At 47.6% G+C, this 25,558-nt stretch carries 17 protein-coding genes; 10 read left to right on the top strand and 7 right to left on the bottom strand.

Features of this window, described 5'->3' with window-relative positions; all coding sequences use genetic code 11:
* Positions 1-92: 92 nt before the first annotated feature.
* The 4 genes from V6M43_RS07305 to V6M43_RS07290 all read left to right on the top strand — a co-directional run bounded on the left by V6M43_RS07305 (position 93) and on the right by V6M43_RS07290 (position 6,595).
* Positions 93-887 carry a hypothetical protein gene (locus tag V6M43_RS07305; RefSeq protein ID WP_332733783.1) on the top strand — a complete coding sequence of 265 codons (795 nt, stop codon included), beginning with the start codon at positions 93-95 and terminating at the stop codon, positions 885-887.
* An 800-nt stretch (positions 888-1,687) separates the two neighbouring features.
* On the top strand, positions 1,688-2,989 hold the full coding sequence (locus V6M43_RS07300; RefSeq protein ID WP_332733782.1) for a patatin-like phospholipase family protein: 1,302 nt from the start codon (positions 1,688-1,690) through the stop codon (positions 2,987-2,989).
* A gap of 298 nt (positions 2,990-3,287) precedes the next feature.
* A complete protein-coding gene (locus V6M43_RS07295; RefSeq protein WP_332733780.1) occupies positions 3,288-4,991 on the top strand; it encodes a hypothetical protein in 1,704 nt (567 codons plus the stop codon).
* Positions 4,988-6,595: a hypothetical protein gene (locus V6M43_RS07290; protein WP_332733778.1), complete on the top strand. Its 1,608-nt coding sequence runs from the start codon at positions 4,988-4,990 to the stop codon at positions 6,593-6,595. The genes V6M43_RS07295 and V6M43_RS07290 overlap by 4 nt, the downstream gene beginning before the upstream one ends.
* A gap of 434 nt (positions 6,596-7,029) precedes the next feature.
* On the opposite strand, the gene V6M43_RS07285 is transcribed toward V6M43_RS07290, so the two are convergent.
* Positions 7,030-7,875, bottom strand: a complete 846-nt coding sequence (locus tag V6M43_RS07285; RefSeq protein WP_332733776.1) for a hypothetical protein — start codon at positions 7,873-7,875, stop codon at positions 7,030-7,032.
* 242 nt (positions 7,876-8,117) lie between these two features.
* On the opposite strand from V6M43_RS07285, the gene V6M43_RS07280 reads away from it, so the two are divergent.
* The gene (locus V6M43_RS07280) at positions 8,118-8,669 is read left to right on the top strand and encodes a hypothetical protein (RefSeq protein WP_332733774.1); all 552 of its coding nucleotides are present in this window, start codon (positions 8,118-8,120) and stop codon (positions 8,667-8,669) included.
* Positions 8,670-9,197: 528 nt separating this feature from the next.
* Here V6M43_RS07280 and V6M43_RS07275 read toward each other — a convergent pair.
* Positions 9,198-12,005 carry a hybrid sensor histidine kinase/response regulator transcription factor gene (locus V6M43_RS07275; RefSeq protein WP_332733772.1) on the bottom strand — a complete coding sequence of 936 codons (2,808 nt, stop codon included), beginning with the start codon at positions 12,003-12,005 and terminating at the stop codon, positions 9,198-9,200.
* 272 nt (positions 12,006-12,277) lie between these two features.
* On the opposite strand from V6M43_RS07275, the gene V6M43_RS07270 reads away from it, so the two are divergent.
* Genes V6M43_RS07270 through V6M43_RS07250 form a run of 5 tightly spaced genes read left to right on the top strand, consistent with a single transcriptional unit; the run spans position 12,278 to position 20,994 of the window.
* Positions 12,278-13,606 carry a sugar porter family MFS transporter gene (locus tag V6M43_RS07270; protein ID WP_332733770.1) on the top strand — a complete coding sequence of 443 codons (1,329 nt, stop codon included), beginning with the start codon at positions 12,278-12,280 and terminating at the stop codon, positions 13,604-13,606.
* A gap of 31 nt (positions 13,607-13,637) precedes the next feature.
* The gene (locus V6M43_RS07265) at positions 13,638-14,546 is read left to right on the top strand and encodes a carbohydrate kinase family protein (RefSeq protein WP_332733768.1); all 909 of its coding nucleotides are present in this window, start codon (positions 13,638-13,640) and stop codon (positions 14,544-14,546) included.
* Positions 14,547-14,597: 51 nt separating this feature from the next.
* Entirely contained in the window at positions 14,598-17,732 is a 3,135-nt protein-coding gene (locus V6M43_RS07260; RefSeq protein ID WP_332733766.1) for a SusC/RagA family TonB-linked outer membrane protein, read from the top strand.
* A gap of 20 nt (positions 17,733-17,752) precedes the next feature.
* Positions 17,753-19,459: a RagB/SusD family nutrient uptake outer membrane protein gene (locus V6M43_RS07255; protein ID WP_332733764.1), complete on the top strand. Its 1,707-nt coding sequence runs from the start codon at positions 17,753-17,755 to the stop codon at positions 19,457-19,459.
* Positions 19,460-19,506: 47 nt separating this feature from the next.
* Positions 19,507-20,994: a glycoside hydrolase family 32 protein gene (locus V6M43_RS07250; RefSeq protein WP_332733762.1), complete on the top strand. Its 1,488-nt coding sequence runs from the start codon at positions 19,507-19,509 to the stop codon at positions 20,992-20,994.
* Here V6M43_RS07250 and V6M43_RS07245 read toward each other — a convergent pair.
* From V6M43_RS07245 to V6M43_RS07225, 5 genes are all read right to left on the bottom strand, one after another.
* The gene (locus V6M43_RS07245) at positions 20,991-21,527 is read right to left on the bottom strand and encodes a DinB family protein (protein WP_332733760.1); all 537 of its coding nucleotides are present in this window, start codon (positions 21,525-21,527) and stop codon (positions 20,991-20,993) included. The genes V6M43_RS07250 and V6M43_RS07245 overlap by 4 nt on opposite strands.
* A 6-nt stretch (positions 21,528-21,533) precedes the next feature.
* A complete protein-coding gene (locus V6M43_RS07240; protein WP_332733758.1) occupies positions 21,534-22,124 on the bottom strand; it encodes a hypothetical protein in 591 nt (196 codons plus the stop codon).
* A gap of 50 nt (positions 22,125-22,174) precedes the next feature.
* Positions 22,175-22,828: a DUF998 domain-containing protein gene (locus V6M43_RS07235; RefSeq protein WP_332733756.1), complete on the bottom strand. Its 654-nt coding sequence runs from the start codon at positions 22,826-22,828 to the stop codon at positions 22,175-22,177.
* 164 nt (positions 22,829-22,992) lie between these two features.
* Positions 22,993-24,126 carry a family 20 glycosylhydrolase gene (locus V6M43_RS07230; protein WP_332733755.1) on the bottom strand — a complete coding sequence of 378 codons (1,134 nt, stop codon included), beginning with the start codon at positions 24,124-24,126 and terminating at the stop codon, positions 22,993-22,995.
* Between the two features lie 45 nt (positions 24,127-24,171).
* On the bottom strand, positions 24,172-25,503 hold the full coding sequence (locus tag V6M43_RS07225; RefSeq protein WP_332733752.1) for an alpha/beta hydrolase: 1,332 nt from the start codon (positions 25,501-25,503) through the stop codon (positions 24,172-24,174).
* Positions 25,504-25,558 lie beyond the last annotated feature (55 nt).

Here is a 25,558-nt window from a genome sequence, read left to right as displayed (position 1 = left end):
ATGGATTCAGTGCTGTAAAACCAATTAGGGTGATTTCACGGTTTTTGGGGATGGTGATGCGATCTATATTTGTGGCAAATAAACCTCTTCATATGGCCAGTAGCCTCAAATACCTGGAAAAATATAAACGTGAAGTCCCACTCATCGCGCTTGCATTTGGTGATAAAGATCCCCGCTGGACGCACGAATATTTTTTCCTCATCAGGAGGCTGCTTAAAGACCTGGCCCTCGATGCGGATGACCCTCGTTTCGCCCTCACGCTTACCGATAGCGGACTTACCAGTTTCATCATCGGCAAAAGGGTGGTGGCGGAACCTGGGAGGGATCAGAATATCCGGCTCATGATGCCAATGGACTTCGATCATGAACAATACAATTCGGCCTCTATCCTGGGTTATTATACTACCAATGGAGTAAAGGATGCCAAACTGATTGATGTTTTTCTGGCTGTGCAATTTGGGATTCCCGGGGTTTACGATGCATGGAAGCAGGCCTGCGAGGCCGCGCTCATTTCTTCTACCCACTCCGCGCAGATAGTGGAGGTGCATCCACTTAGTAATCAGGCCGCCAGCCCTACGCTACATCCCGAAACACTATCACATGTTGACAACCCAAGCAACCTATCCCCATTAAAACTTCAAAACTCTCCCATACTTAATAATTTCAGTAATTCCCACGGATTTTCCAGGCTGAAAAGGGCCTGCCTACCGCAAAACTCAGCGATTCTCCAAAACTCAGCGATTCTCCAAAACTCGCCGATTCTCCAAAACACATCCAAAACTCAAAATCATTCCCAACTCCTCTACCTGCTCGTCTCTAATGATGAGGCCTGGTCCGAATGGATGTTATGGAATGAGTTGGAGGAAAACGTTTTTCATTATAATTAGATCTTCTGTAGCGTTCTATCATTTGTTTCTTACAATTCGCAACTATGTTCGGAAACTGTCTTGTATTTGCAATCACAGATTTTTTTACAATTCGAAACTAAGCTGAACTACACCTTTTTATTTCCATCTCCACAATTTTTACAATTCGCAAGTAGTAGTTCTGTATTATAACAGCTTTCAACAATGCAGAATGAGGGCAGATTTCCTGAAATGTAGCATGACAATAGTTTTCTGAATGCATTATGCTGAAGCGTTGCTGAATCCATTATGCTGTAGCTTTCCCGCATGCAATATGAGATCAGTTTCCTGAAATACTGCGTGACCTCATTTTTTATGAATGTAGTATGACAGTCGATTTTCTGATTGCAGTATGACAATAGATTTTCTGAATGCAGTATGACAGTAGATTTCCTGAATGTATTATGCTGTAGATTTCCTGATACAATATGAAAGCAATAGAATTCTGAAGGTCGAAAAAGTCAGGAATTTATACTGATTCATAAATCGATCAACAAACACTCATTTTGATTCATATATGGAGCAATAAAAAAATGATCTTTTTCCGACCCCATCTCTTACACCACTTGCGATCTGTAAAATTTAATAGCAGCGATATTTTCTACCTGCAGGAGCACCACTTGCGATTTGTAAATTTCACCCGCCGTATATGAGCGACCCTACCATGATCACCGCCACCCCGCCACCCCGCCACCCCGCGCAACCCGCATAAATACCCGAAACTGGTAATTGACATTACTCCTTTTCTTTCGTATCATCACAGTATCCAAAAGCATTAAACCATGTCCGCCTCCAATCGCCTTGGACTATCCCTCTCCGGAGGGGGATACCGCGCCGCAGCCTTCCACCTCGGCACACTGAAAAAGCTCCAGGAAATGAATGTCCTCGATCAGGTTGATATCATCTCCACCATCTCCGGCGGATCCATCACCGGCGCCGCCTACTGCACCCGAAAAAATTCATTCGAAGAGTTCTTCAACGAACTCTACAACGGCCTGCAGCAAAAGAACGTTATCAAAAAACTTCTTCTCTCAACAACCTTCCTGCAGCTGATCCTGGTAGTGCTAGCCTTCCTCGTACCCGCCATAATTCTTCTGTTCACCAACTACGAATGGGGATCGCCGCTACTCATCATCACCCTGCTTATCATACTTTACAAATTCCAGTTCCAACTCTTCCCCGCCAGCAGTCGCATAGAAAAGATCTACGACGAATTCTTCTTCCATAAAAAATCATTATCCCAACTGCACCCATCACCCACACTCGTCATAGGATCCACCAACCTGCAAACAGCCCGCCCCTTCACCTTCAGCCGCACCTGGATGCAGGACTCTACCTACCAGTTCCTCGAACGCCCCATCAAATTCAACGCCGGCGATTTCCCCATCGCCCGCGCCGTCATGGCCTCCACCTGCGTGCCCTTCGCCTTCACCCCCATAACCATCGATAAACAATTTTTCCGCGAGCCCTCCGACGCCAACCGCATCCACCCCGCTCTCGTCGACGGCGGCGTATACGATAACCAGGGCATCCATAAGATCATGCAGCGCGGCCAGTACAACTGCTCCACCATCATCACCAGCGATGCCGGTGGCGGCATGGGAAAAGAACTCTCGTTCAGCAATACCATCTCCCTGCTCGTGCAAACAGTCAACGTATTCATGATGCGCATAAAAAATGCTCAAATGGTGCAGGACGTCTATGAAAATGCCGCCGCATCAGGCAAACAAATAGCATACCTATCCCTTGGGTGGAACGCCGAAAACAGCATCCCCGGCTTCATCACCAACCTCGAGAAAAAGCAGGTACCCGACTCCGTTATAAGAGCACATGAACTGAAAGAAGAATGGGTCGCGAGTCCCGGTCACTACACAGGCGAAATCACCAACTGGCTGAAAGAACGGATCAACTACAAAAGTTTAGATTTCCCCACAGCAGAAGAAAAGCGTATAGCCCGCACCGTGGGCACAAATCTCACCCCTCTGTCAAAGCAACAGATGGACTGCCTCATCAAACAGGCATCCACCTTAACCGAGATACAGGTTAAACTCTATTGTCCAGCGTTAATCTATCATTATGCCTGACCATATCCTCAACAACCGCCCGCCCTTCCGCAAGCTGCGTGGCTATGCCTTCGACCCTATAACATCCCTCGACCTCGACACAGTAGGCATCAACGAGATCACCTACAAAGTGCCATGGGAGGATAACCTCAAGCCTGGGCCCGACGGTGAGTATATCCGCGTCATTGACCGCGATCCCGCCAGCAACGCCATCTACAAACCCGTGGACCTTAACCGTCCCGAGATTCTGGCGTCCGACGGTCTCTCACCCAGTGAAACCAATCCGCAGTTCCACCAGCAGATGGTGTACGCCGTTACCATGAACACCATAAAGAATTTCGAGAAAGCCCTGGGTCGAAAAGTGATGTGGAGCCCCGTGGAGATGATCGACAGCAATAACAGACGCAGCTTCGAATTCGTTCGGCAACTGCTGGTGTTCCCGCATGCTCTGCGCGACCACAACGCGTACTACTCGGCCGACAGGAAAGCCCTGCTCTTCGGCTACTTCAATGCCACCGCCACCAACAGCGCTATCTACCTGCCCGGAGGCATCGTGTTCTCCTGCCTATCGCATGATATCATCGCCCACGAAACAACCCATGCCCTCCTCGATGGCATGTATAGCCGCTTCCTCGAACCCACCCATCCCGATACCGCCGGCTTCCACGAAGGCTTCGCCGATATCGTGGCCCTGCTCCAGCATTTCACCCATCCCGAGATCGTCCGCAACCAGGTTCGCCTCGTACGCGGACAAATAGATGCCGAAAACCTGCTGGCAAAACTGGCAGTGGAATTCGGGCAATCGACGGGTGAATACCGCTCCCTCCGCGATGCCATCGGTAAAACAGTTGATGGTGTTTGGCAACGAAATATTGCCAGTCCAACTGATTATGAGAACAACCTCGAATGCCATGACCGCGGCGCCCTGCTGGTATCGGCCGTCTTCGACGCATTCGTCACCATCTACAAAAACCGCACAGCCGATCTTCTTCGCATAGCCACGGGCGGCACCGGCATCCTTCCTAACGGTGATATACACCCGGACCTTGTTTCCCGCCTCGCCGATGAAGCTTCTAAAACGGCATCGCATGTGCTGAATATGTGCATCCGGGCACTGGATTATTGTCCGCCGGTGGACCTCAACTACGGCGATTATCTCCGCGCACTCATCACCGCCGACAAAGAACTGGTGGCCAATGACGACAAGCATTACCGGATCGCTTTCATCAACGCATTCCGCAAGCGCGGTATCATCCCTGCCGGCGTGCCCAATCTCTCCGCCGATACGCTCGGCTATAGTATCTATGAATCGGAGAGCGATAAGAAAGGCTTTGCGCGTGATATCAGCCAGTTCCTTCGTGGCTTCAAGGAGAAGCTGGCCTACAAAACAAACCGCGAAGATATCTTCAATGAAACCCGCGACTTCATCCGCGGCAATCCCAGGCTGGGCATCAAGGGACTGCATAGTTATATGTTCGATGAGCAGGGCGCAGCCATCGACCCCATCACATTTGAAAATATAACCGGACTCGTATTCTCGGAGCAGTACAAAGATTTCGGCATACGAACGTCTAACAGTACCCGAAAAGGTCCATCGGTGGAGATTCATTCACTGCGTTTACACAATCGGATCGGTCCCGATGGCAATGTGCTCAACCAGATCATCATGACCCTCTCACAACGCTGCAAGCTTGCAGTGGAAGAGAAAGACGGTGTCCCCAGCTTCCGGAAATTCCGTTATGGCAATAAGAGCGATATGGCAGGAGAGAGCATGATCTTCCGCGGTGGCTGCACGCTGATATTCGATCTTGACAACCTCACACTGAGGCATGCTATCCGCAAACCCATCTTCGATACTTACCGGCTCACGAACAAGGCTAACCGAAAACTGAAATTCAACGAGAGCAGGCTCAAAATGCAGTGGCGATGCATGCTCGGCGATCTCGTGGAGGATATCGGTTTCGCGCACGACAAGCCCGAACCTCTCGCATTTATTCACCAGGCAAAAACTCCCGTTATATGAGTACAATTGATTCTATCCGTTTCAGGATGTACAATACCGGTTCTGTGGGCGACTGTCTCCTGCTGCTCTTCCAGCGCGGTGATGATATCGCATTTTCCATGCTGATCGATTGCGGGGGATGGATGACGAAGAAGGAGGCTATCAGCGCCTGCGTGGAAGATATCCATGCCACCTGCAATGGGAAGCTCGATCTGCTGGTGCTCACCCATGAGCATATGGATCATGTTTCGGGATTCAACCAGGCCCGTGCTGTTTTTGATCGCATTGAAGTGGGAAAAGTGTGGATGTCATGGATCGAGGATGAGGGCGATGATATCGCGAAGGTCCTGAAAGATCTTTATGGGAAAAAAATGCAAGAGCTGACGCTTGCTGCTGAAATGGCGATCACTTCTCTCAGGCGGAAAGCTGCCGCCAGCTCGCATGTAAGGGGGATGAATGCGCGTGCAAAAGCGCAGCTCCAAACGATGGAGGATACGCTTGAGTTACTTCGGTTAGAGGATGGCGTTATACCGATGCGGGGTGCCAAGGCATCGCTCACCAATAGTGATGCTGTCAGCTACCTGAAGAAGAAAGGGGATGTCCGTTACCTCAAACCGGGTGAGGTGATCAGCGATCTGGAAGGAGCGGAGGGGATGAAATTTTATGTGCTCGGTCCGCCGCGCGATAGGGATATGCGTTTCTTTAAGATCGCAACCGAGGAAGATGAGATGTACAAACTGGCGGTTGCTTCGCCATCAGCAGATAAGGCTGGCGGGGCAGGTGTGTTAAACCAGGTTTCTGGGGCGGGCTTAAATCCGGGTTCTGGGGCGGGCTTAAATCCGGGTTCTATGGGGACGATAAATCCAGCTTTTGCGGGTGTATTAAATCCCGCATTTGCCAAAGAGGATGAGAATTTATCCTCTTTTAATGAACCAATTGTGGAGAGTGGGATCAGCCTGGAGGAGGGTCAATCGCCTTTTGGCGAGCAATATATTTTGCAGGGAAAGGAGAAGGAAGCATTTCTGAAAGAATATAATAGTGTTGCCAATCGCTGGCGGCAGATTGAGACCGACTGGCTCGAGAATGCTGCCTCCATTGCGATGCGGGTGACGGCGCTCACCAATAATACCAGTCTGGCGATGGCGATTGAATTTGGCGATAGCGGTCGCGTGGTGTTGCTTCCCGGCGATGCACAGTCGGGCAACTGGATGGGCTGGCATAAGCCAACGGTCATGCGCAGCCTGAAGAAGAAGGGCGGCAAGGATACTGCTGAGCTGCTTGCCAATACGATCTTCTACAAAGTGGGTCATCATGGCAGTCATAATGGAACAGCTTCGGTGAGCGGACTTAACCATGTGCAGAATGATGATCTTGTTGTGTTCATGCCGTTGGTGCAGGATAAGGTGCCTTCTGCATGGGGCGGGTCTGAGAATTTCCCCGACAAATCATTATACCGTGTGCTGATAGAAAAGTCGCGCGGACGATTGGTGCGTACCGATGTTGGGGTGATCCAGGATGCGCGGGCGAAAAAGTTCCGCGCTGAACTGAAGGCTTCGGAGAAAAAGGAGTTCACCGATTCCTTTAAGAAGGGACCTAACTGGGTAGAGTATGTTATAAAGGGGTGATTTGATTCTATTTTTGCTTTTATTCTTGCACGGAGATTTTTACAAATCGAAAGTATGTTCCGATACTGCTATTTATTTTCAATGACCGCCCTTTTTTACAGATCGAACTAAGCTCCTATACAGCTATTTATTTTGAATGGCCACCGTTTTTTACAAATCGAAACTGTGCTGATCCAGATCATTTATTTTCCATCTCCGCATTTATTTACAGATAGCAAGTAGCGGTTATCCTGAATTTAGTATGGTAGTAGTTTGGGGAATGCGATATGACAGTTTCCGATACCATCACCCTGCCCACTTGCGATTTGTAAATTTTAATAGAAGCAAGAATTTCCTACCTCAAGTCTCACCACTGGCGATCTGTAAATTAAAATAGCAGTGACAATTTCCCACCCCAGGACCCACCACTTTCGATTTGTAAATTTTAAAACAGCTTATATTTTTTTCGCGATAACACTTAATCCAGGTTCGGTTATGGTCAGCGAAATGACTTTACCAGCTTCAACATTAAAACTTACAACAACTGATGGAGCTCCATTATAAATGAATTTATTGTCGCCGATCTTATAAAGTGCGCCGCCGTTTTTCCCCAGCTTACCCAGACTGATCATTTTCCGCATATTGAGTTTGATGGAGAATCCCTGCTGCTCACCATCACCATATTTGTAATCACCCAGGTATTTTTCTTTCTCGCCATCTTCCATGCTGAGATAGGTTTCGCCATCTGCATCACCCAGTGATTGCAGGTAACTGATTAGTTTGGTGGCCTCCCGGTTGTTGGGCTCTTTTTCCAATCCGTTTTTTACATGCTGCAGCAGACTGATGCCATGGGGTCCTGCAATGCGCTGAACACCCGGTGTTAAATCAATCATCGATTTAACTGTTGAGTAAGCGCCCAGCATGGCATAGGTGAAAATATCGGGTCGCGCGCCTATAGACATCAGGTAGTTGACAATATCTTTTCTACCCACATGTGATGCCGCGCCAATGGCTGTTTCCCAGTCGCCGAAACCCCAGTCCCAACAAGCTCTTGCGAGTTCAGGCCGCGGTTCCACAAGTTTCTTCAATCGCTCCAGGTCGAAATGTGATACCCCAACCACTTCGGCTACTACTGACTCTTCAATAGCGGGGTAGCGACTATTGGGAACTGTCTGCTCAACATTATCGCTGCAATAATTTATGTTGCGGGCAAATAGCAACTGTGGTATGCCTACCGATAGTAATCCGAATACAGAACTCTTTACGGCTACTCTCCTGGAGATGGAATTTCTATTGTCCATGGGCGATGGTATATAATAGTAATTTAAATTATCCTTTTCTGTATGCCGGATATAATACATCAATGGTATGTGCCAACGAAAACTTGCATGGTTCGCATTAATTGCTTAAATTTAAGTACTCCTCACAGCTGCATATTTACCCCTCTTGCCCTAACGAATACACGACCTTATCTTCCCCTTTTGCGAACTGATTTTTCAATTAGACTGTCTTTATTTATTCACCAAATAACGGGAGGTCTATTATGAACAAGAAATCAATTGTTCCACTGATCTTATGCCTTGGTCTGATCACCATCGGCTGCAGTAAAGATTATTCTATATCCGATGAATTGGCAGTTGGCAATCTGAAATCCGTATTGATGGAATCAATGGGTGCAACACAATATTCAGGTATTGGTTATTTTGACGATAGCGATGCCTGTAATGTAGCAGCACAGCAAGGTGCGGCTTTTGCCGTAAGGATGACAGGAGATCTGGAGGGATGTCTCTATGTGTTTGTGGATGAATTCGAATGCTCTCCAAGTGGCACCTACCGCGAAGTGGGCAGGGAACTTTTTATTGGTACGTATAAAGGAAGTTCCGGTTCATTCTGGACCACCTACAGGTTTGAAGCAAAGTATGAAGGCTGTGCAGAAGACGGTTCCTATTTGGGGGCGGAAATTCTTGGTCGTTGTCAGCATCCTCTTGTTGATGGCAGCGGCGAAGGTGTATTTGAAGGTGTTAGCGGCAGACTCGATATGAAGGATGATATCGAAGCAGGAAATTATCCTTACCGCGGGCACTTCAAATTCTGAGTAGGGTGGTTTTTAACCGGGACCACATTAATCATTTGGATAGAGATTAGGTTCCGGTTTTTTTACAAATTGAAAGTAAGCTAAGAATTGGGCTTGCAAAAGAAGCTGTTTTATATTGACCCATTTATAGATCAATAAACACATATTATGTTCCAAATATGGAACTATAAAAATGATCTTTTTCGACGCTATCACCCACACCACCTGCGATTTGTAAAATTTTGCTAACGTGAGCATTTTCTACTCCTCGCATCACCACCTGCGATTTGTAAAATTTTGCTACCAGTGGCATTTTCTATTTCTCCCATCACCACCTGCGATTTGTAAAATCTATTAACGCATCATTTTTCTACCCCTCGCCTCACTACTTTCGATTTGTAAATTTTGCCCGAGATGATTACGAAGTCTAAACTGAATGAGAGACTGGTTGCGCAGTATGCGCTGAATGTTAGTGTGCGCTGAATGTTAGGGTGCGCTGTAAGACATGCGCTTATTGCGAGCCCACCCTTGCGAGGCCCACCAGCAGCATTACTCCTTTCCCATCCCCTTATCGCGGTAAACGGTAGGCGAGATCCCAACCTTATTCTTGAAGACCGTAGAGAAATAAGCCGGCGAGGAAAACCCGGTCTTGTAAGCTACCTCTGCAATGGTCATCTCTTCATGCTGCAGGTAATATCGCGCCTTCTGTATCCGCATTTGCAAAATGTATTCATTGATATTGGTATCCATCAGCGACTTAACCTTTCGGTACAACTGCACCTTAGAAATGGCCATCTCCTTACAGATATCTTCAATCGTAAACGCATCATTGGAAATATTGGCCTCCACAATTGATGCAAAAGTCGAAACAAAACGACGGTCAGTTTTATTTGCTCCCGGCGTCCGGATCTCAGCAGGAAGCGCCGCCGTAAAATGCTCCTTCAACTTATTCCGGTTAGCCAGTAAACTACTTATACTCTGTTGCAATAATGCGAAATCAAAAGGCTTGGTGATATAGGCATCCGCCATACTTTTCAGTCCCTCCATTTGCTGCGAAGTAGCCGTCCTCGCCGTTAGCAGTATCACCGGAATATGGGAAGTGCGCACATCAGTTTTTAACTGGTTGGTGAGATTGATGCCATCCCTGCCCGGCATCATCACATCACAGATGATAATATCCGGCAGGTTATCCATGGCTTGCTGCAATCCACTGTTACCATCTGCCGCCTCCAGCACCTCATAACCTCCCTCGAGCCGCTGCCGCAGAAACTGCCGCATCTCAGGATTATCCTCTATCACCAGCAGGACGGGCTTCTCATCAGGGGCCATAAGAGCCTGGCCTCCCTCAAAGGCTGATTCAGCTGCCCCCACCCCACGATCATCCACCTCCGATTGAAAATATTTCTGCTCATCCAGCAGCCAGTCGCTTTCCAGATGATCGGCACTGATCTCCTCAGGTTGGAAATGACGATTACCAAGCGGAAGCCTCACCGTAAACACCGCTCCTTTTCCCTTTTCACTCTGCACACTGATGGCACCATGGTGCAACTCCACCAGCTCTTTACTGAGCGCCAGGCCCAGTCCCGACCCTTTATGCGTATCATGATCGCCCTGGTAGAAGATCTCAAACAGGTGCTGCTGCGTTTCGGCACTCATCCCCATACCCGTATCCCTCACCTCAACAACCGCCTCATTGGCAGCAACATCTTTCTCTATCTGCAAAGTGATCGACCCGTTCTCCTCCGTGAACTTGAACGCATTGGATAATAGATTGAAAAGCACCTTATCCATCATACTCTCATCGATCCAAACCGGCAGACTCCGCTCTGCTGTCAGCAAACGGCAATCGATATGCTTTCGCCGCGCGATCTCCTGGAAGAGCTGCACCACCTCATTGGCAAACAATACCAGGTCGGTTTCCACCGCCCGCACCTGCATCTTATTGAACTCGATCCGCCGCAGATCGATAAGTTGATTCACCAGCCTCAGCAGCCTCACCACATTTTTGCGCATCATGCTCAACTGCTGGCGGAGTGGCGTCGGCAGCTTCCTGTTTTCGAGCATCTCCTCCAGCGGTCCCAGTATCAGCGTTAGCGGCGTCCGGAACTCATGCGAAATATTGGTGAAGAAATTGATCCGCGCCTCATTGGCCTCGGTTGCCCTGGCCGACATCTCCACCAGTTGCTCACTCTGCTTGCTGATCTCTTCATTCTTGCGGGCTAACTGCCGGTTGATCTTTTTATTTAACTGCCGCAGGTACCAGAGTAGTCCAGCAAATAATACTACCAGACTCAGTGTCACCATCAGTATATATACAAAGGTGCGCTGGGTATTGTAGGTGCGCCTTTGCTCAGCCATCATTTCCTGCTGCTTTTCTATATCATTCTGTTGGCTCAGGATCTTGTCACTCTGTAGCTTCATCATCCGCACATTACTGGAGTCCACCACCAGGGTAGGTAGAATAGTGCGTTTTGGTAATGTCTGCTTTTTGAGTAGCTGCACCGCATTGCGGATGGCTTCAACCCCTCCGGTGGAGTAGAGCATGGATGCTTCCAGCCTTCCGTCGGCCACCATATCCATCCCCATCCCCTGCACGGGCAGCGCATCTACCCCGATGAACTTTATATTGGTTATCCCCGCCTGCCGCGCTGCCTCATAGGCGCCCATCGCCATAACATCATTGTGTGCATATACCAGCTGTGTTTGGGGCAGACTCTCCTTCAGACTGTCGATGCCCCGCTGTGCCGGCGGCCTGATCCAGCCGCCATTAAAAGTGTGGATGATCTTCATCTCCGGCCATTCCCTGATGGCATCCTCAAAGCCCTTCCTCCTCCCGATAGCGGGCGATGACTTGGGTAACCCCGTGATCTGTATAATATTCCCCCTCCCTTTCAGCAGACTGGCGGCATGCTGTCCGGCTATCCGTCCTACCTCGTAGTTATCAGCCCCTATAAAATTGGTATAGCTTGGCCGAGCGATCTCCCGGTCGATCACGATCACCGGTATACCTTTTTCATAAACCTCTTCCACAATAGCGGTGAGTGGTTCTATTTCATTGGGGGATATCAGCAAAAGGTCGATCCCATCGGCCAGCAACTCCTTTACCTGCTTCACCTGCAGCTCACTGTTATCATCGGCCTGCTTGTAGATCAGTTCCATATCCTGGTGGAAGGCCAGTTCACGCTTCATCTCCTGAAGCATATATTTCCTCCACTCATCGGCATCCCCGCATTGCGAAAACCCGATCCTGAATGTTTTCTCTTCTCCTCTTTCCGAACAGCCAAGGAAGAGGCTGCACACTATTATAATACAGAGGAAGCCCTTTGACCCTTTAAACCATGGCATGGCAATATTCATATGGCATCAATTGCACTATTAAATTATTGTATCATTTCATATTCTAATCATTTCATTGCAGGATGGGGTGCCTAAAATGAAACAAATCTTAAAATTCCGGTTACAATTCTGAAAGCGCAGCGCTTATTCTAAAACTATTTTGAGCAACATCCCTCTCATTATCAATGATTTAAAAGAAATATTCCATTTGGAAGAATTTCAGAAGCTTTTGAAATGCTATCCTCCCCCTTCCGCCATAATGAAACGGTAGTTTGCTTCAAATTGCTTGTCACATGAACAGAAAAGTTTTGTTATGGAGCGTCGTCGTGGCGCTGGGAGGTTTCCTCTTCGGATTCGATACCGCGGTGATCTCCGGCGCGGAACAGTCGATCCAGACCTATTGGAGCCTCAGCGCCTTTGAACACGGACTTACCGTTTCCATTGCGCTTATCGGCACCATCCTTGGTGCCCTGCTGGGCAGGTTCCCCTCTGAGAAACTGGGCCGTAAAAAGACCCTGATCCTGATCGCCGTTCTTTACCTGCTTTCCTCCATCGGAACAGCTCTTGCTACCAACTGGTATATCTTCCTCCTCTTCCGCCTCCTGGGGGGTATAGGGGTTGGCGCTTCTTCCGTAACGGCCCCGATTTATATTTCCGAGATCTCGCCTCCCAAAAGCCGCGGTAAACTGGTGGCCATGTTCCAGTTCAATATCGTTCTCGGTATCCTCGTCTCCTATCTTACCAACTACCTCATCGGTATGGAAGGCGAAAATTCCTGGCGCTGGATGCTGGGGGTTCAGGTGGTCCCCTCCCTCATTTTCCTACTGATGCTTAGGCTGGTTCCTGAGAGTCCGCGCTGGCTGATCCTCAAGAAGAACCGTATCGCCGAAGCGGAAGAGGTGCTGAAAATTATTAATCCCGAAGGTTATAAAGAAGACGTAAACATGATCCGCCAGGATGCTGTTCAGGTTGCTGGGGAAGAAGATAATACCACTCTCTTTACCCGCAAGAACCGCTTTCCGGTATTCCTCGCCGTTAGCTTCGCCGTTTTCAACCAGGTATCGGGCATCAATGCCATCATCTATTATGCCCCGCGCATTTTCGAGATGACCGGCCTCGGCAAACAATCCTCCCTTTTATCCAGCGTAGGCATCGGCGCCGTTAACCTGCTCTTCACCCTGATAGCCCTCAACTTCATCGACCGCTTCGGGAGGAGAACCCTTATGATGATCGGTTCATTCGGATTGATACTGACCCTCGGACTGGTATCCCGCGCTTTTTACCTCAATGATTTCGGCGGACTCATGATCACCGTTCTCCTACTGGTATATATTGCCTTCTTCGCCTTCTCGCAGGGCGCTGTGATCTGGGTTTTCATCTCTGAAATCTTCCCTAACCAGGTGAGGGCAAAGGGACAAACACTCGGCAGCCTTACGCATTGGGTGATGGCAGCCGTGGTGGCCTTCTCTTTTCCCATGCTTGCTGAAAGCCTGGGTGGCGGAAATACCTTTTTATTCTTCTGTATCATGATGGTGGTGCAACTGCTCTTCGTATGGAAGCTGATGCCCGAAACCAAGGGCAAGAGCCTCGAGCAACTGGAACACTCTATCGTGATGCATTAAACGCTTTTCTCAAAATCTTAAAACGACTGCCATGAATACACCTGTCAACAACAAACTGGTTTGCTTTGGGGAGATCCTCTGGGATATACTTCCCACGGGTGCCAAACCCGGTGGTGCTCCCATGAATGTTGCCTATCACCTGAATAAGTTAGGGATGGTACCGTCCATGATCACCCGAATTGGTCTCGACGACTGGGGTAAGCGTTTACTCCAGCTAATGCAGGAGCAGGAAATCAGCACCGATTATTTCCAGCTGGATGCTAACCTGCCTACCGGTACCGTCATCGCCACCATAGGTGAACACCATGAAGTGAGCTATGATATCGTGAAGCCCGTTGCCTGGGATAATATCCATTGGGATGATCGCTTTGAGGCCCTGCTCCATGACGCGCGCTTCTTTGTATATGGCAGCCTCGCCACCCGAAGTACCGCATCCCGCAATACCCTTTACCGCCTGCTGGAAATAGCACCCTACAAAGTGCTGGATATAAATCTTCGTCCGCCGCATTATAATCGCCGCGTCATTGAAAAACTCTTACAACAGGCCGATTTCCTCAAGCTCAACCTGGCCGAACTGGAATTGATCACCGGCTGGTTCAGCAAGTTTCCATCAGCAGCAGATCGAATTAAACTGATACAGGATCGCTTCCATATTCCTTCGGTTGTAGTTACCCGTGGTAGCGAAGGCGCCATGTTCAATTTCAACGGCCATCTCTACCAGCACCCTGGCTTTAAAGTGGAGGTTGCTGATACGGTGGGAAGTGGAGATGCCTTTTTTGCCGGACTGCTTTCTCAGTACGCAAATGGTGCAAAACCCGATGAGATGCTGATGACAGCCAGCGCCCTAGGTGCATTGGTAGCCAGCTACAGCGGCCCTTGTCCCGATTACCAGCTGGAAGAGATCAACCAGCTTATTCGCCAACAGGCTTTGAGCAACTGATCACCATATATGAACCCAAACAACACCCGCTAATTATTTAAAAACGATGTTATGAGAAAATTGCTATTGCTAATCCCCATGTTGCTGCTCCTGGCATCTTCGTATGCTCAGCAGAAAAAAATAACCGGAACGGTTACCAGCAAAATTGACAAGTCCCCGCTGCAGGGTGCTTCTATCCAGGTGAAGAATCGTGCCACTACTACTGATGCCAATGGAAAATTTTCCATTGATGCCAATGTTGGTGAATCGATCACCATTACCTACTCCGGTTTAACCGCCATAACTATTCCGGTCACCGATAATATGGATGACCTATCTATTGAAATGGAAGGCTCTGCCAAAACAGAGGAAGTGGTTGTTGTAACCGGTTATACCACCCAGCGAAAGCGCGATCTTACCGGCGCCGTTGCCGTGGTGGATATGACACCCGTTAAGAATAACAGCTCCGGTAATGCCATGCAGGCGTTGCAGGGCAGGGTGGCCGGACTTTACATTGAAAAAGACGGATCGGTGAATGGCCGTAGTTCGCGTATACTTATCCGTGGTTCCAATACACTCGGTAATACTGATCCGCTTTATGTGATCGATGGTATCCCTACCACAAGGCCTGAAGTATTTCAGAATCTCGATCCTGCTGTCATCGCTTCCATGCAGGTATTGAAAGATGCGTCCGCTGCTTCTATTTATGGAGCAAGGGCATCCAACGGTGTTATTGTTGTTACTACTAAAAACGGTGGAAATACCGACGGTAAAGTAAACTTCCAGTTCAACAGCAGCGTGTCAGCACAATCTGAAAAACATGCCCGCTTCAAGATGCTGAATGCCGTTGACAGAGGCAGGGCTTTATGGCAGGCATCTGTGAATGATCGCCAGGATCCCGCCGCTGCTTATGGTGAGATCTATGCTTTCAACTGGAACAACGATTATGATAATCCTGTTCTCAACAGCGTAACCGTTCAGCCCTTTGTTGGTGGTGATCCCAACACTCCGGCCGGCAATACTGATTGGCAGGATGTGATGTATAAAACAGGTATCGTTACCAGCAACAGTTTAACTGTTTCTGCAGGTAACCGCAATTCATCTCTGGAGGTGAACCTTCAGCATTTCAAGAATACCGGTATGTTACGCTACACCGATTACGAGCGTATAGCCGGTAGCATCAATGCTATTACGCGTGCCTTTGATAACCGGGTAAGTTTCGGGATGAATATGCGTGTTGCCAACTCCAATGAAACCCTCACCAGCAGGGATATTGGTGGTGCCTCAACAACTTCACTCGCCGTATTCCAGGTGCCTACCATTCCTGTATATCAGAAAGATGGCGTCACATTTGCCGGCGCATCGGGTGGGGGTTACTCCGACCGTAACAACCCGCTGCATATGCAGTATCTGTCGCGCTGGGATAATGCCAACCGCGTATCTGCTTTTGGTAGTGCTTTCGTGGAAATTCAACCTATTAAGAACCTGTTTTTCAAATCAACATTGGGTGCTGATTATGCCACCTACCTGAGCAAGATCATCCTGCCTACTTTCACAGAAGGTGCTTTCAACAGAACCACTAATAGTTTATCGCACGACCAGAATAAATTCCTTAGTTATACTTTCTCCAATACCGCCCGTTATAACTGGAACCTTGGTACTGATCACAGCTTTAAGTTTCTGGCGGGAACAGAATTCATCAAGACAAATCTCGATTTCCAGTTTACCCGTAAGGAAAATTTTGCCATACAAACAGAAGACTATTTCACGATGAGTGCCGGAACAGGAAATACCACTGTTGCAGGTGGATCAACCGGTAACAGGTTGTTCTCACTCTTCGGAAGGGTGGATTATAGTTTTGATGACAGGTACCTCGCTTCGTTTACTATTCGCCGTGATGGTTCATCCCGCTTTGGTGCCGACAATCGTTATGGTATTTTTCCCGCCGCTTCACTGGGATGGAGAATTGACCGCGAAGCATTCATGGCCGATAGCAAATTGTTCTCTGAGCTCAAACTCCGCGTGGCTGCCGGCCGCGTGGGTAACCAGGAGATCGGTGACCTGAGCCGTTTTGGTTTGTTCGACACCCGATATGGTACCGTTCTTTCTCAATTGGTTGGTGGCTTCTGGGAGCAGTATATGAATATCGGTACCGCCTATGCGCTTAGTGGTGGTAACACAGGGGTATTGCCTTCCGGTTTCGTGCAAACGCAGGCCGCCAATTCGCAGCTTCGCTGGGAAACAACAGAAGAGATTAACGCTGGTGTTGACTTCGCGTTGCTGGAGAATAAGATCTTCGGATCATTTGATTATTTCTCGCGTAATACAACCGGTATCCTGATCACACCACCCATTGCATCAGCACTGGGAGAAGGTCAGCAGAAGACCGTGAATGGTGCTTCTAAATCTAACAAAGGATGGGAATTTGTGATCGGCTACAGGGGTGAGAGAAAGGGTGACTTTACTTATAATGTTCAACTGAATTTTGCGCATTTCCGTGATAAGATCACTGAGCTTCCAGAAGTTGTTCGTCCGGCTTATCCGGGTAACCTCGTGAACACCATTATTGGTCATTCGCAGTTTGATATATTCGGTTACAAAACCGCCGGACTTTTCCAGAGCCAGAGCGAAGTTGATAAAGCGCCTACGCAGGTGGGTGCAGGTCCGGGAAGGATTCGTTATGTTGATATCAATGGCGACAACGTGATCAACGACCTCGACCGTACCTGGATCGGCACGCAGTTGCCCGACCTCGAGTATGGTATGCGGATCGATATGAACTACAAGAATTTTGATCTCTCTGTTTTCGGATCAGGCGTAGCTGGCAGGGAAGGTTTTGATGTGTACACCGTATTCAATAACCTCATGAGAGGAAGAGAAAATGTTGGTCCGGGTGTATTCAACGGCTGGACTCCCACCAACACCAATACCGACGTGCCTGCATTAACATTGAAGGACAATAACAGCGAGGGACGCACCTCCGATTATTTTATCGTGAGCACTTCTTATTTCAAAATGAGGAACGTTCAGTTGGGTTATACGCTTCAGCAAAAATCGATCTTCTCAAGGCTTCGCTTTTTCCTGATGGGAGAGAATCTTTTCCTCATCAAGAGCAAAGATCATTTGAGTCCCGACCCCGAGAGAATTGATCTTGGCCCAATTCCCATCCCACGCACATTCACTTTTGGAGTAAACGCTTCTTTCTGACCTACTAAAAAAAACGAACAATGAAACGTCAATATATAACCGCAATTTTCGCTTTAGCACTGATCTGTTTTGGCAGTTGTAAAAAGCAGTTGGAATATACACCAACAGGTGTATTGTCATCACAGGATCTTACCTCCCCAACAGCAGTGGAGGGACTGGTAACAGCAGCCTATGCTGCCATTGGTAATGGAGATATGATAGGCCCTATCTATAGTATGTGGGTGTATGGTAGTGTACGCTCTGATGACTCTTATAAAGGTGGCGGCGGTACCGGCGATGTATTTGAGATAGACGCGCTGGAACATTACAACACGGTTGTACCAACCTTTGATGCCTTTATTTCAAGGAGCTGGAAGAACCTTTACAAATCTATCTCCCGCGCCAATGTTGCGATCCGCGCCGTGAATGGACTTGCTGATGCGGATTTCCCGCAGAAGCAATCAAGACTTGCAGAATTGAGGTTCCTTCGTGCACATAGTTATTTCACTTTAAAGAGTCTCTACAAGAACATTCCCATCTTCGATGAAAATGCTACTGCTGAGGAGATCCTGGCGGTATCAAATGATCTGGGTTGGGAAGAATCCTGGAATAAGATAGCTGCCGATTTTGAATATGCCATTGAGAACCTCCCCGAAACTCAGCAGCAACTCGGCAGACCAAACAAATATGCCGCACAGGCATATCTGGCCAAGCTTCGTTTGTTCCAGGCCTACCAGCAGGATGAGCAGCACCAGGTGGTGAGCATCAATCAGCAAAGGCTGCAGGAGGTGGTTGATCTTACCCAATCGGTTATTGAATCAGGCAAGTATGCATTGAATGCTGATATCGCGGATAACTTCTTACCCGAAACCGAGAATAGTCCCGAGTCAATTTTTGCCATCCAGTTCTCTATCAATGATGGTACTACTTCCGGCAGACTTAATTATGAAGACGGACTGAACTATCCGCATGGTGCACCGCAGTATGGCTGTTGCGGATTCAATGCTGGTACGCAGAACCTCGTTAATGCGCATACTACTGATGATAAGGGCCTGCCTAATATGACAGGTTTCAACAATGGCATCGCTGATCTTTCAAAGGTTACCGTGGATGTAAGGCTTGATCATACAGTAGGAATTGATGGGCATGTTTACAAGTATGATAATACTAAGCTCTTCAGCAATAGCTGGGTACGTGATGCGGGTGTTTATGGAAACTTCCACACCATGCGCAGCCAGCAACTGGCCACCAGTCCATCTTATTTCAAGAACGGGCCATTCATGGGTGTGGCGAAGAACCAGGACATCCTTAGATTTGATGAAGTGTTGCTGATGCAGGCGGAGGCTTATATTGAACTGGGCCAGCATGATAAAGCGCTTCCGCTCATCAACCAGATAAGGGAAAGGGCAGCGGCAAGTACATCAAGGTTGAAAAAGCTGGATGGAAGTTTCGCGTCTAACTATAACGTTAAGCCATACCCTACAGCAGGATGGACACAGGACTATGCCCGACTTGCACTGCAATGGGAGAGAAGACTTGAGTTTGCAACGGAGGGACATCGTTTCTTTGACCTGGTACGTTGGGGTATTGCGGAGCCAACACTTAACCAGTACTTAAATGTGGAGAAGGTGAGGAGGCCATACCTTTCAACAGCGAAGTTTACTGCCGGTCGCGATGAATACCTTCCCATTCCGCAGTCAGAAATTACTTTTACCAAAGGGTTGTATATTCAGAATCCGGGTTACTGATGAATTGATCCTTTGATTCTAATTACAATAAACAAAAGCAGATCCACATGAAAATATTTTATGGTTTAATGGCAGCAGTTGTGGTCGGTTCACTGCTTGGTTGCGGCTCCTCCGGGACGCCGCAATCGGCAGGTGAGCCACATCGTCCACAAGTACATTTTACTCCTGCCGAGAAATGGATGAATGATCCTAATGGTATGGTGTATTTCAATAACCAGTATCATTTGTTTTACCAGTATTATCCGGATAGTACGGTATGGGGCCCCATGCATTGGGCGCATGCCACCAGCAAAGACCTTGTGCATTGGGAGCACCAGCCGGTGGCTCTCTATCCTGATAGTCTGGGATGGATCTTTTCGGGTTCTGCCGTTGCCGATATCAACAATACTTCCGGTTTTGGAAAGGATGGCAAAACCCCGCTGGTGGCTATTTTCACGCACCACAATTCACCAATGGAAAAGACGGGCAGCAGCGTTTTCCAGTACCAGAGTTTAGCTTATAGTCTCGATGAGGGCAAGACATGGGAAAAATATGCTGCTAATCCTGTTCTTAAAAACCCTGGTATCCGCGATTTCCGTGATCCCAAGGTGATGTGGTATGAGGCAGGGAAGAAATGGATCATGACATTGGCAACAATGGATCGCATAACATTTTACTCTTCTCCTGATCTGAAGAACTGGACAAAGGAGTCGGAGTTTGGAAAGGAAGTTGGTGCGCATGGTGGCGTGTGGGAATGCCCTGATCTTTTTTCGATGGAGCATGATGGTAAACAGGTTTGGGTGTTGATCGTGAGTATTAATCCGGGTGGACCGAATGGTGGTTCTGCCACCCAGTATTTCACCGGCGATTTTGATGGTACTACCTTCACTCCGCACAATACGGATATAAAGTGGATCGATTATGGTCCGGATAACTATGCCGGAATAACCTGGGCCAATACCGGCGATAGAAAACTATTTATCGGCTGGATGAATAACTGGCAGTATGCCAATGTTGTTCCAACTGAAAAATGGCGTGGAGCAGCTACCCTTCCCCGTGAGCTTAGAATGGAGAAAGTGGGTGAACAGTATTTTGTTGCTTCAAGCCTGGTGAAAGAGTTGGATGTATTGAATGATAAGAAAATAACCCTGGAGGATATGAAGGGCGAGCTTACTGGTGCAGCGAAATTGGATCTGGCAGCGACTGCCCTTGCTTCCTATACCATCACGCTCTCCAATAGCAAGGGAGAGAAACTACTGATAGGATTTGACAAGGCCGCCAATCAATATTTTATTGATCGTACACTTTCAGGAAAGGTGTCTTTTGAAAAAGGATTTGCTGCACGTCATACAGCGCCGCGCATTAGTAAGGAGGCTGGAATGAATATGAGTCTGGTTGTTGATGATGCTTCCGTGGAGTTGTTGGCCGATGACGGGCTTACGGTTATGACCTCGGTCTTCTTCCCCAACGAACGCTATACTGATATACAAATAGATACGCAGGACAAGTCACTGTTTAGTAAGCTGGAGTTTACTTCCTTGAAAAGCATTCACTAAGTTGTTTTAGTGTTGCCCAGGATCCCAAGATATTCGACCCATGGACCTACTGCTGTTTTATACTGCGCTGCCATTACCCTGCTGATCTGTGCAATATGGTTCAGGTCATGAACCGCCCAGGTTGCCAGCAATTGCGCCAGGGTGACCTCTCCAAAGGCGGGATGAATACCGGTTTTGGCGAGGTCTGCTTCCCGGAGGTTTTTAGAGCGAAGCAGCAGTAGGTTTTTTTCTCTTATGGATGTGAATTCATCAAGTAATTCGTCGATTGTTTTTCCCTTGCTTGCTTCAAACTGAGCAAAGCGATCGAATTTCTCAAAGCGTCTCTCTCCACTTCCGGAAAGGATTATCTCCATACGTGGGATCCAGTCAGTCTTCTCCCCATGAATGAGATGCCCGATGATATCATAGGGAGACCATGTTTCTGGTCCCTGGTTATTAAATAACCACTCATCCGATATACCCTTTAACAGCGTATTCAGGATGGCTGGAGTTCTTTCGAGGATCTCCATGGATTTATCTACAGAGAAATTCATATCAGTTTATTGCAGCATTTCCTTTGGCAGGAATTTGCTTAGTATGGGTTTCTGCTTTTCTTCCACCACCACAAACTTCCATTTTTCGCCGTCGGCAGAAGTTGCAACCACATCCTTAATGCTGAATATGGTGAAATAGCCTGTTGCAGCATCATACCTTACGTTCTGATCGCCGAATGTTTTTTCAAGATTTGCTTTGGTGAGGCTGGTGGTCATCTCTTTCTCTTCCCCAGAAACTGCTTCGCCATCTTCTGCTGGTATTACGAATTTCATGCGCAGCAGGTTTGAATATTGTAATCGCGCATAGTCGTTTGCGTTGAATTTCCTGCTGTCTTCAATCTTTATGATTTTGGGAGAATCAATAGCAAATTCAATATCGGGGTTGTTGAAGGTTTTCTCCATCAGCAGAACAAGCTGTTCCCTTGGAATAATTTTAAAGAAATCCTCAATGATATAATTACAAGCTCCTTTGAAATCTTTTTCTATGATATGGTTGGTGTAGGTCAGGAACTGCTTTTCGATCGTCTTTTTATACTGTTGCGAATAACCGGTAAAACAGAAAATAATTAACAGGCCTATCAGGGTAAGGTGCCTCATATGAATTGGTTTATACTACCAATGTATAAAAACCTTCGGTATAATCAAATTCATGCGGCACCCTTTTTGCGATCATGCTGTCTAAGCAGTTGAAGGGCAAACACAGCCATCCAGAGCATATACAATCCTATGCCAATTCTTTCCCATACTCCAAGCAGCGGTGTTGGCAGGTTTGCTTCCATCTGTGGGGATTGTAATGCGGTTAATCCAAGGAATATAATCATCAGCACCAGGCTGCCGATGGCATAGATCCTGAATTTTTTACCACATGCTCCAGCACTGAAAGCCATCATTAGCAAAAATGCAAGAACAGTAATTGCCGAAAACACAATATGCAAGGTATCGGTGGTGGATCCCTTTCCAGCCACCAGGTCTTCCCGCTGGTGCATGGGGGGCCAGAAGAGCCCTATAGCTGCACTTACCACCATAAGCGCAGCTACAATTTGCAAGGATCGTTTCCCTTTTGCAGACAACCAGATTCCGATGCCAAAAGCAATGCTGAGTACAGCATATATATTAGCCCAGAAGATCCAACTGTTTCGGGTGGTTGCTCCTACTGCCGATAATTCGCTGACGGCTTGTTCAGAATAGTTATACCCGGGGTAGGCCATCGGAATAAATATATTCATCCCCAGGTATAATAATGAGGCTAACAGTCCGCAGGACACAAGTATTTTGCGCAGCGTTTCGTTGGGTGCTTTCATATAGAAATCCCTCCGGTCTAAAACTAATCCTATTAACGCAAAAGGATTATGACTTGCATCAGCTGGAAATTCTAAAGCCAATTATATACTTGCGAATTGTAAGAAAATCCTGCAGTCCGAAAATCGTGTTCGGAACCGGCAGCCTTAAATAACAAGCAACCCCATTATAATTTCTTAAACTCCTGCATCAGCCGCTTCAGCGTGAGTGCATCTGAAATCGTCTCTTTCTCAAGAGCTGGATTGTAATAACTATCGAGGAAACGATCTGCACCCGACCATACCGTCGCGATAATGCCCTCAAACCTTGGTTTCATTGCTTTTGTTGCCTGTTCACGGTAACGTTGCATATCCGCCACCTGCTGGAGCGCCAATTCCGGCTTGCGCCATGGACAGGTAGCCACTGAAAATCCTTTCATGGCAAAATACACTGCAGTAGCATCCGGCCTTTCATAATGCCAGTCGCAGATGAATACATCTTTCGGGATCATGTCTATCGCCCGGTGTGTATTGTTCATACTTGCTTCCCACATACCGATACCCGTAGTCTTCCCATCTATCAATCGATCTCCCCAAATCATCAGTCGGCGGTTCTTTGCAGCAAGATGTTCACGAATCTTCGTCACTTCATTCGCGAATAATTCTGCCTTATCCCTGCCACTACACCGCGGACATTTATCATCGCCAATATAGAACACCTCATCCATGCCGGCATGAAACCATTCCGCTTCAAAGGCATCCATTATCTCATCCACCAATGCAAATACAACTTTGTGTACACCGGGGTGGAGGGGACAATAACTTTTGCAATAGAGTCCATCAGCGTTAGGCCATCCCGTATAATTTTTGGTATCTACATGCGGTGTTTCATCAAACTCTGGATACACGCGTAAGAGCGCAGTCGTCTTTGTTGCCCAGGATTGGTGACCCAGTAAATTGATCTGCGGCGCGATCTTTATTCCATGCTTCTTTCCCGCTGCAACGATCTTTTTTACATCGGCTTTTGAGAGGGGGAATGAATCCCTTAGCTCGGGATGGCTTTCATATGCGTAATTATAATCCACCCGAAGTATCAGCAGGTTGATGCGGCCCGGAGCCAGTTCCTGCTCAATAAAACGAACGAACTCATCCAGTCTTTTTGCAGAGGGTGCGGCAATGGCGAGTCCGCGTACAGGCAATACACTATCAATAGCTTGCGTGGATGTCAGTGCCTTCTGATTCGCGGACGCTGTTTTCGTTTGTGCATTAGCGGTGAACATCACTGACACCGATAGGAGGAATGCAAGTAATCGTTTAATCATGGGTTGTTGTATTGTAAAGTGGATAGAAATTTACGAAACTAATTTTCAAACCATCATAGCAAGAAATCTCTCCATATCATAGATAGCTGAATGCGTTGCAGGTGATAACTTAGGCAGAGCCATATCAAATGCATGATCGGTTTGGGGGAGTATATGCATAACTACCGGTATATTTTTGCCGGATAATCTTTCCTTAAGTAATCGTGTTGTCCTAACGGGCGCCATTAGATCATGCCCGCCATGAATAAGTAAAGTTGGCGGACATTTAGCATGCACATGTGTAAGAGGAGAATAGAAGGCATAGGTATCGGCACACTCATCGGGGTGGCCGCCAAGCAGGGGAGCCAGGGCACCGGCTTTCTCAAAGCCCTTGTCGAGCCCCAGCCGATGGTAATCGCTGCCCATTTTCTTTTTGATCCATTCAGGCATTTGGGTGGGGACTTTTTTCTTTGGTTGGCCAGGCACTTCACGTGTGGTAAGGTGCTGCCTGGTATGATAGTAATGCGCTGCCAGGTCAGTTGGTCCATACAAAGAAATTACTCCCTCGCAGCTAAGATCTTTTCCGGTTAGTTCCGGCGGAGTGAAGCGATCATCCTTTGCAGTGTAGGCAGCCATTAGCGCGAGTGTTCCTCCTGCCGAACCACCTCCAACAACGATGCGGTCGGGATTGATCTGATATTCGGCGGCATTTGATTTGATCCAGTGGATGGCACGCTTAACATCATGTACCATACCCATAATATCTGTTTCAGGGGCCAGCCGGTAGGCAACATCCATAATAAGGTGTCCCTGTGCGGTTAAATGCCTGAACAGTGGGCGTGTTCCCATGTCTTTATCCAGAAAGTAGAAGGCGCTCCCATGCAGAAAGATAAAGGCAAGCTTTGATGGTTTGGTAGTTTCCGCGGGATGCCAGAGATCAGCGTAAATTGTTCTGCTACTTTCTGCAATAGTAGCAAAAGGAAGATCTTTTATAAATCCTGGTTCGGACACCTCCGGCAGACTGAATATTCTACGCGATGAAAGAAAGAATTTCTTCTGATCTGGTTTTATCCGCGATTCATATTGAATGCCAAATGCATTTTCAAAACTGCCGGATTGTTTTGGAGCAGCCGTAACAAGAAGGAAATGGGCAGCGTAGACCAAAACAATATAGGAGGCAATAGTAAATAGAAAAGTAGAATGCATTGTCCAGCCAGCTATCATACAAATGATGCCTGTAAACACAATGAAATAAGAAAGTGATGAGGCATAAAGTTTTAGTATCCACCATACGGGTGCGGGCCAGCGAAGCCGAATGAAGAACAAAATGCTGGTTGCTGCTGTTAGAATACAAACAACAGTAAGCAATATTTGAAGAAGCATTACCAGGAAATTCATCAGCTGGCAACTATTTTAGTGCCGCTTAAGGTATACTTACTATCCTTTTAATATA

The organism is Flavihumibacter sp. (assembly GCF_036676075.1).
Classification (GTDB): Bacteria; Bacteroidota; Bacteroidia; order Chitinophagales; family Chitinophagaceae; genus Flavihumibacter.
Note: the sequence above shows the minus strand (reverse complement) of the source record. Positions and strands in the feature narration are given on the sequence as shown.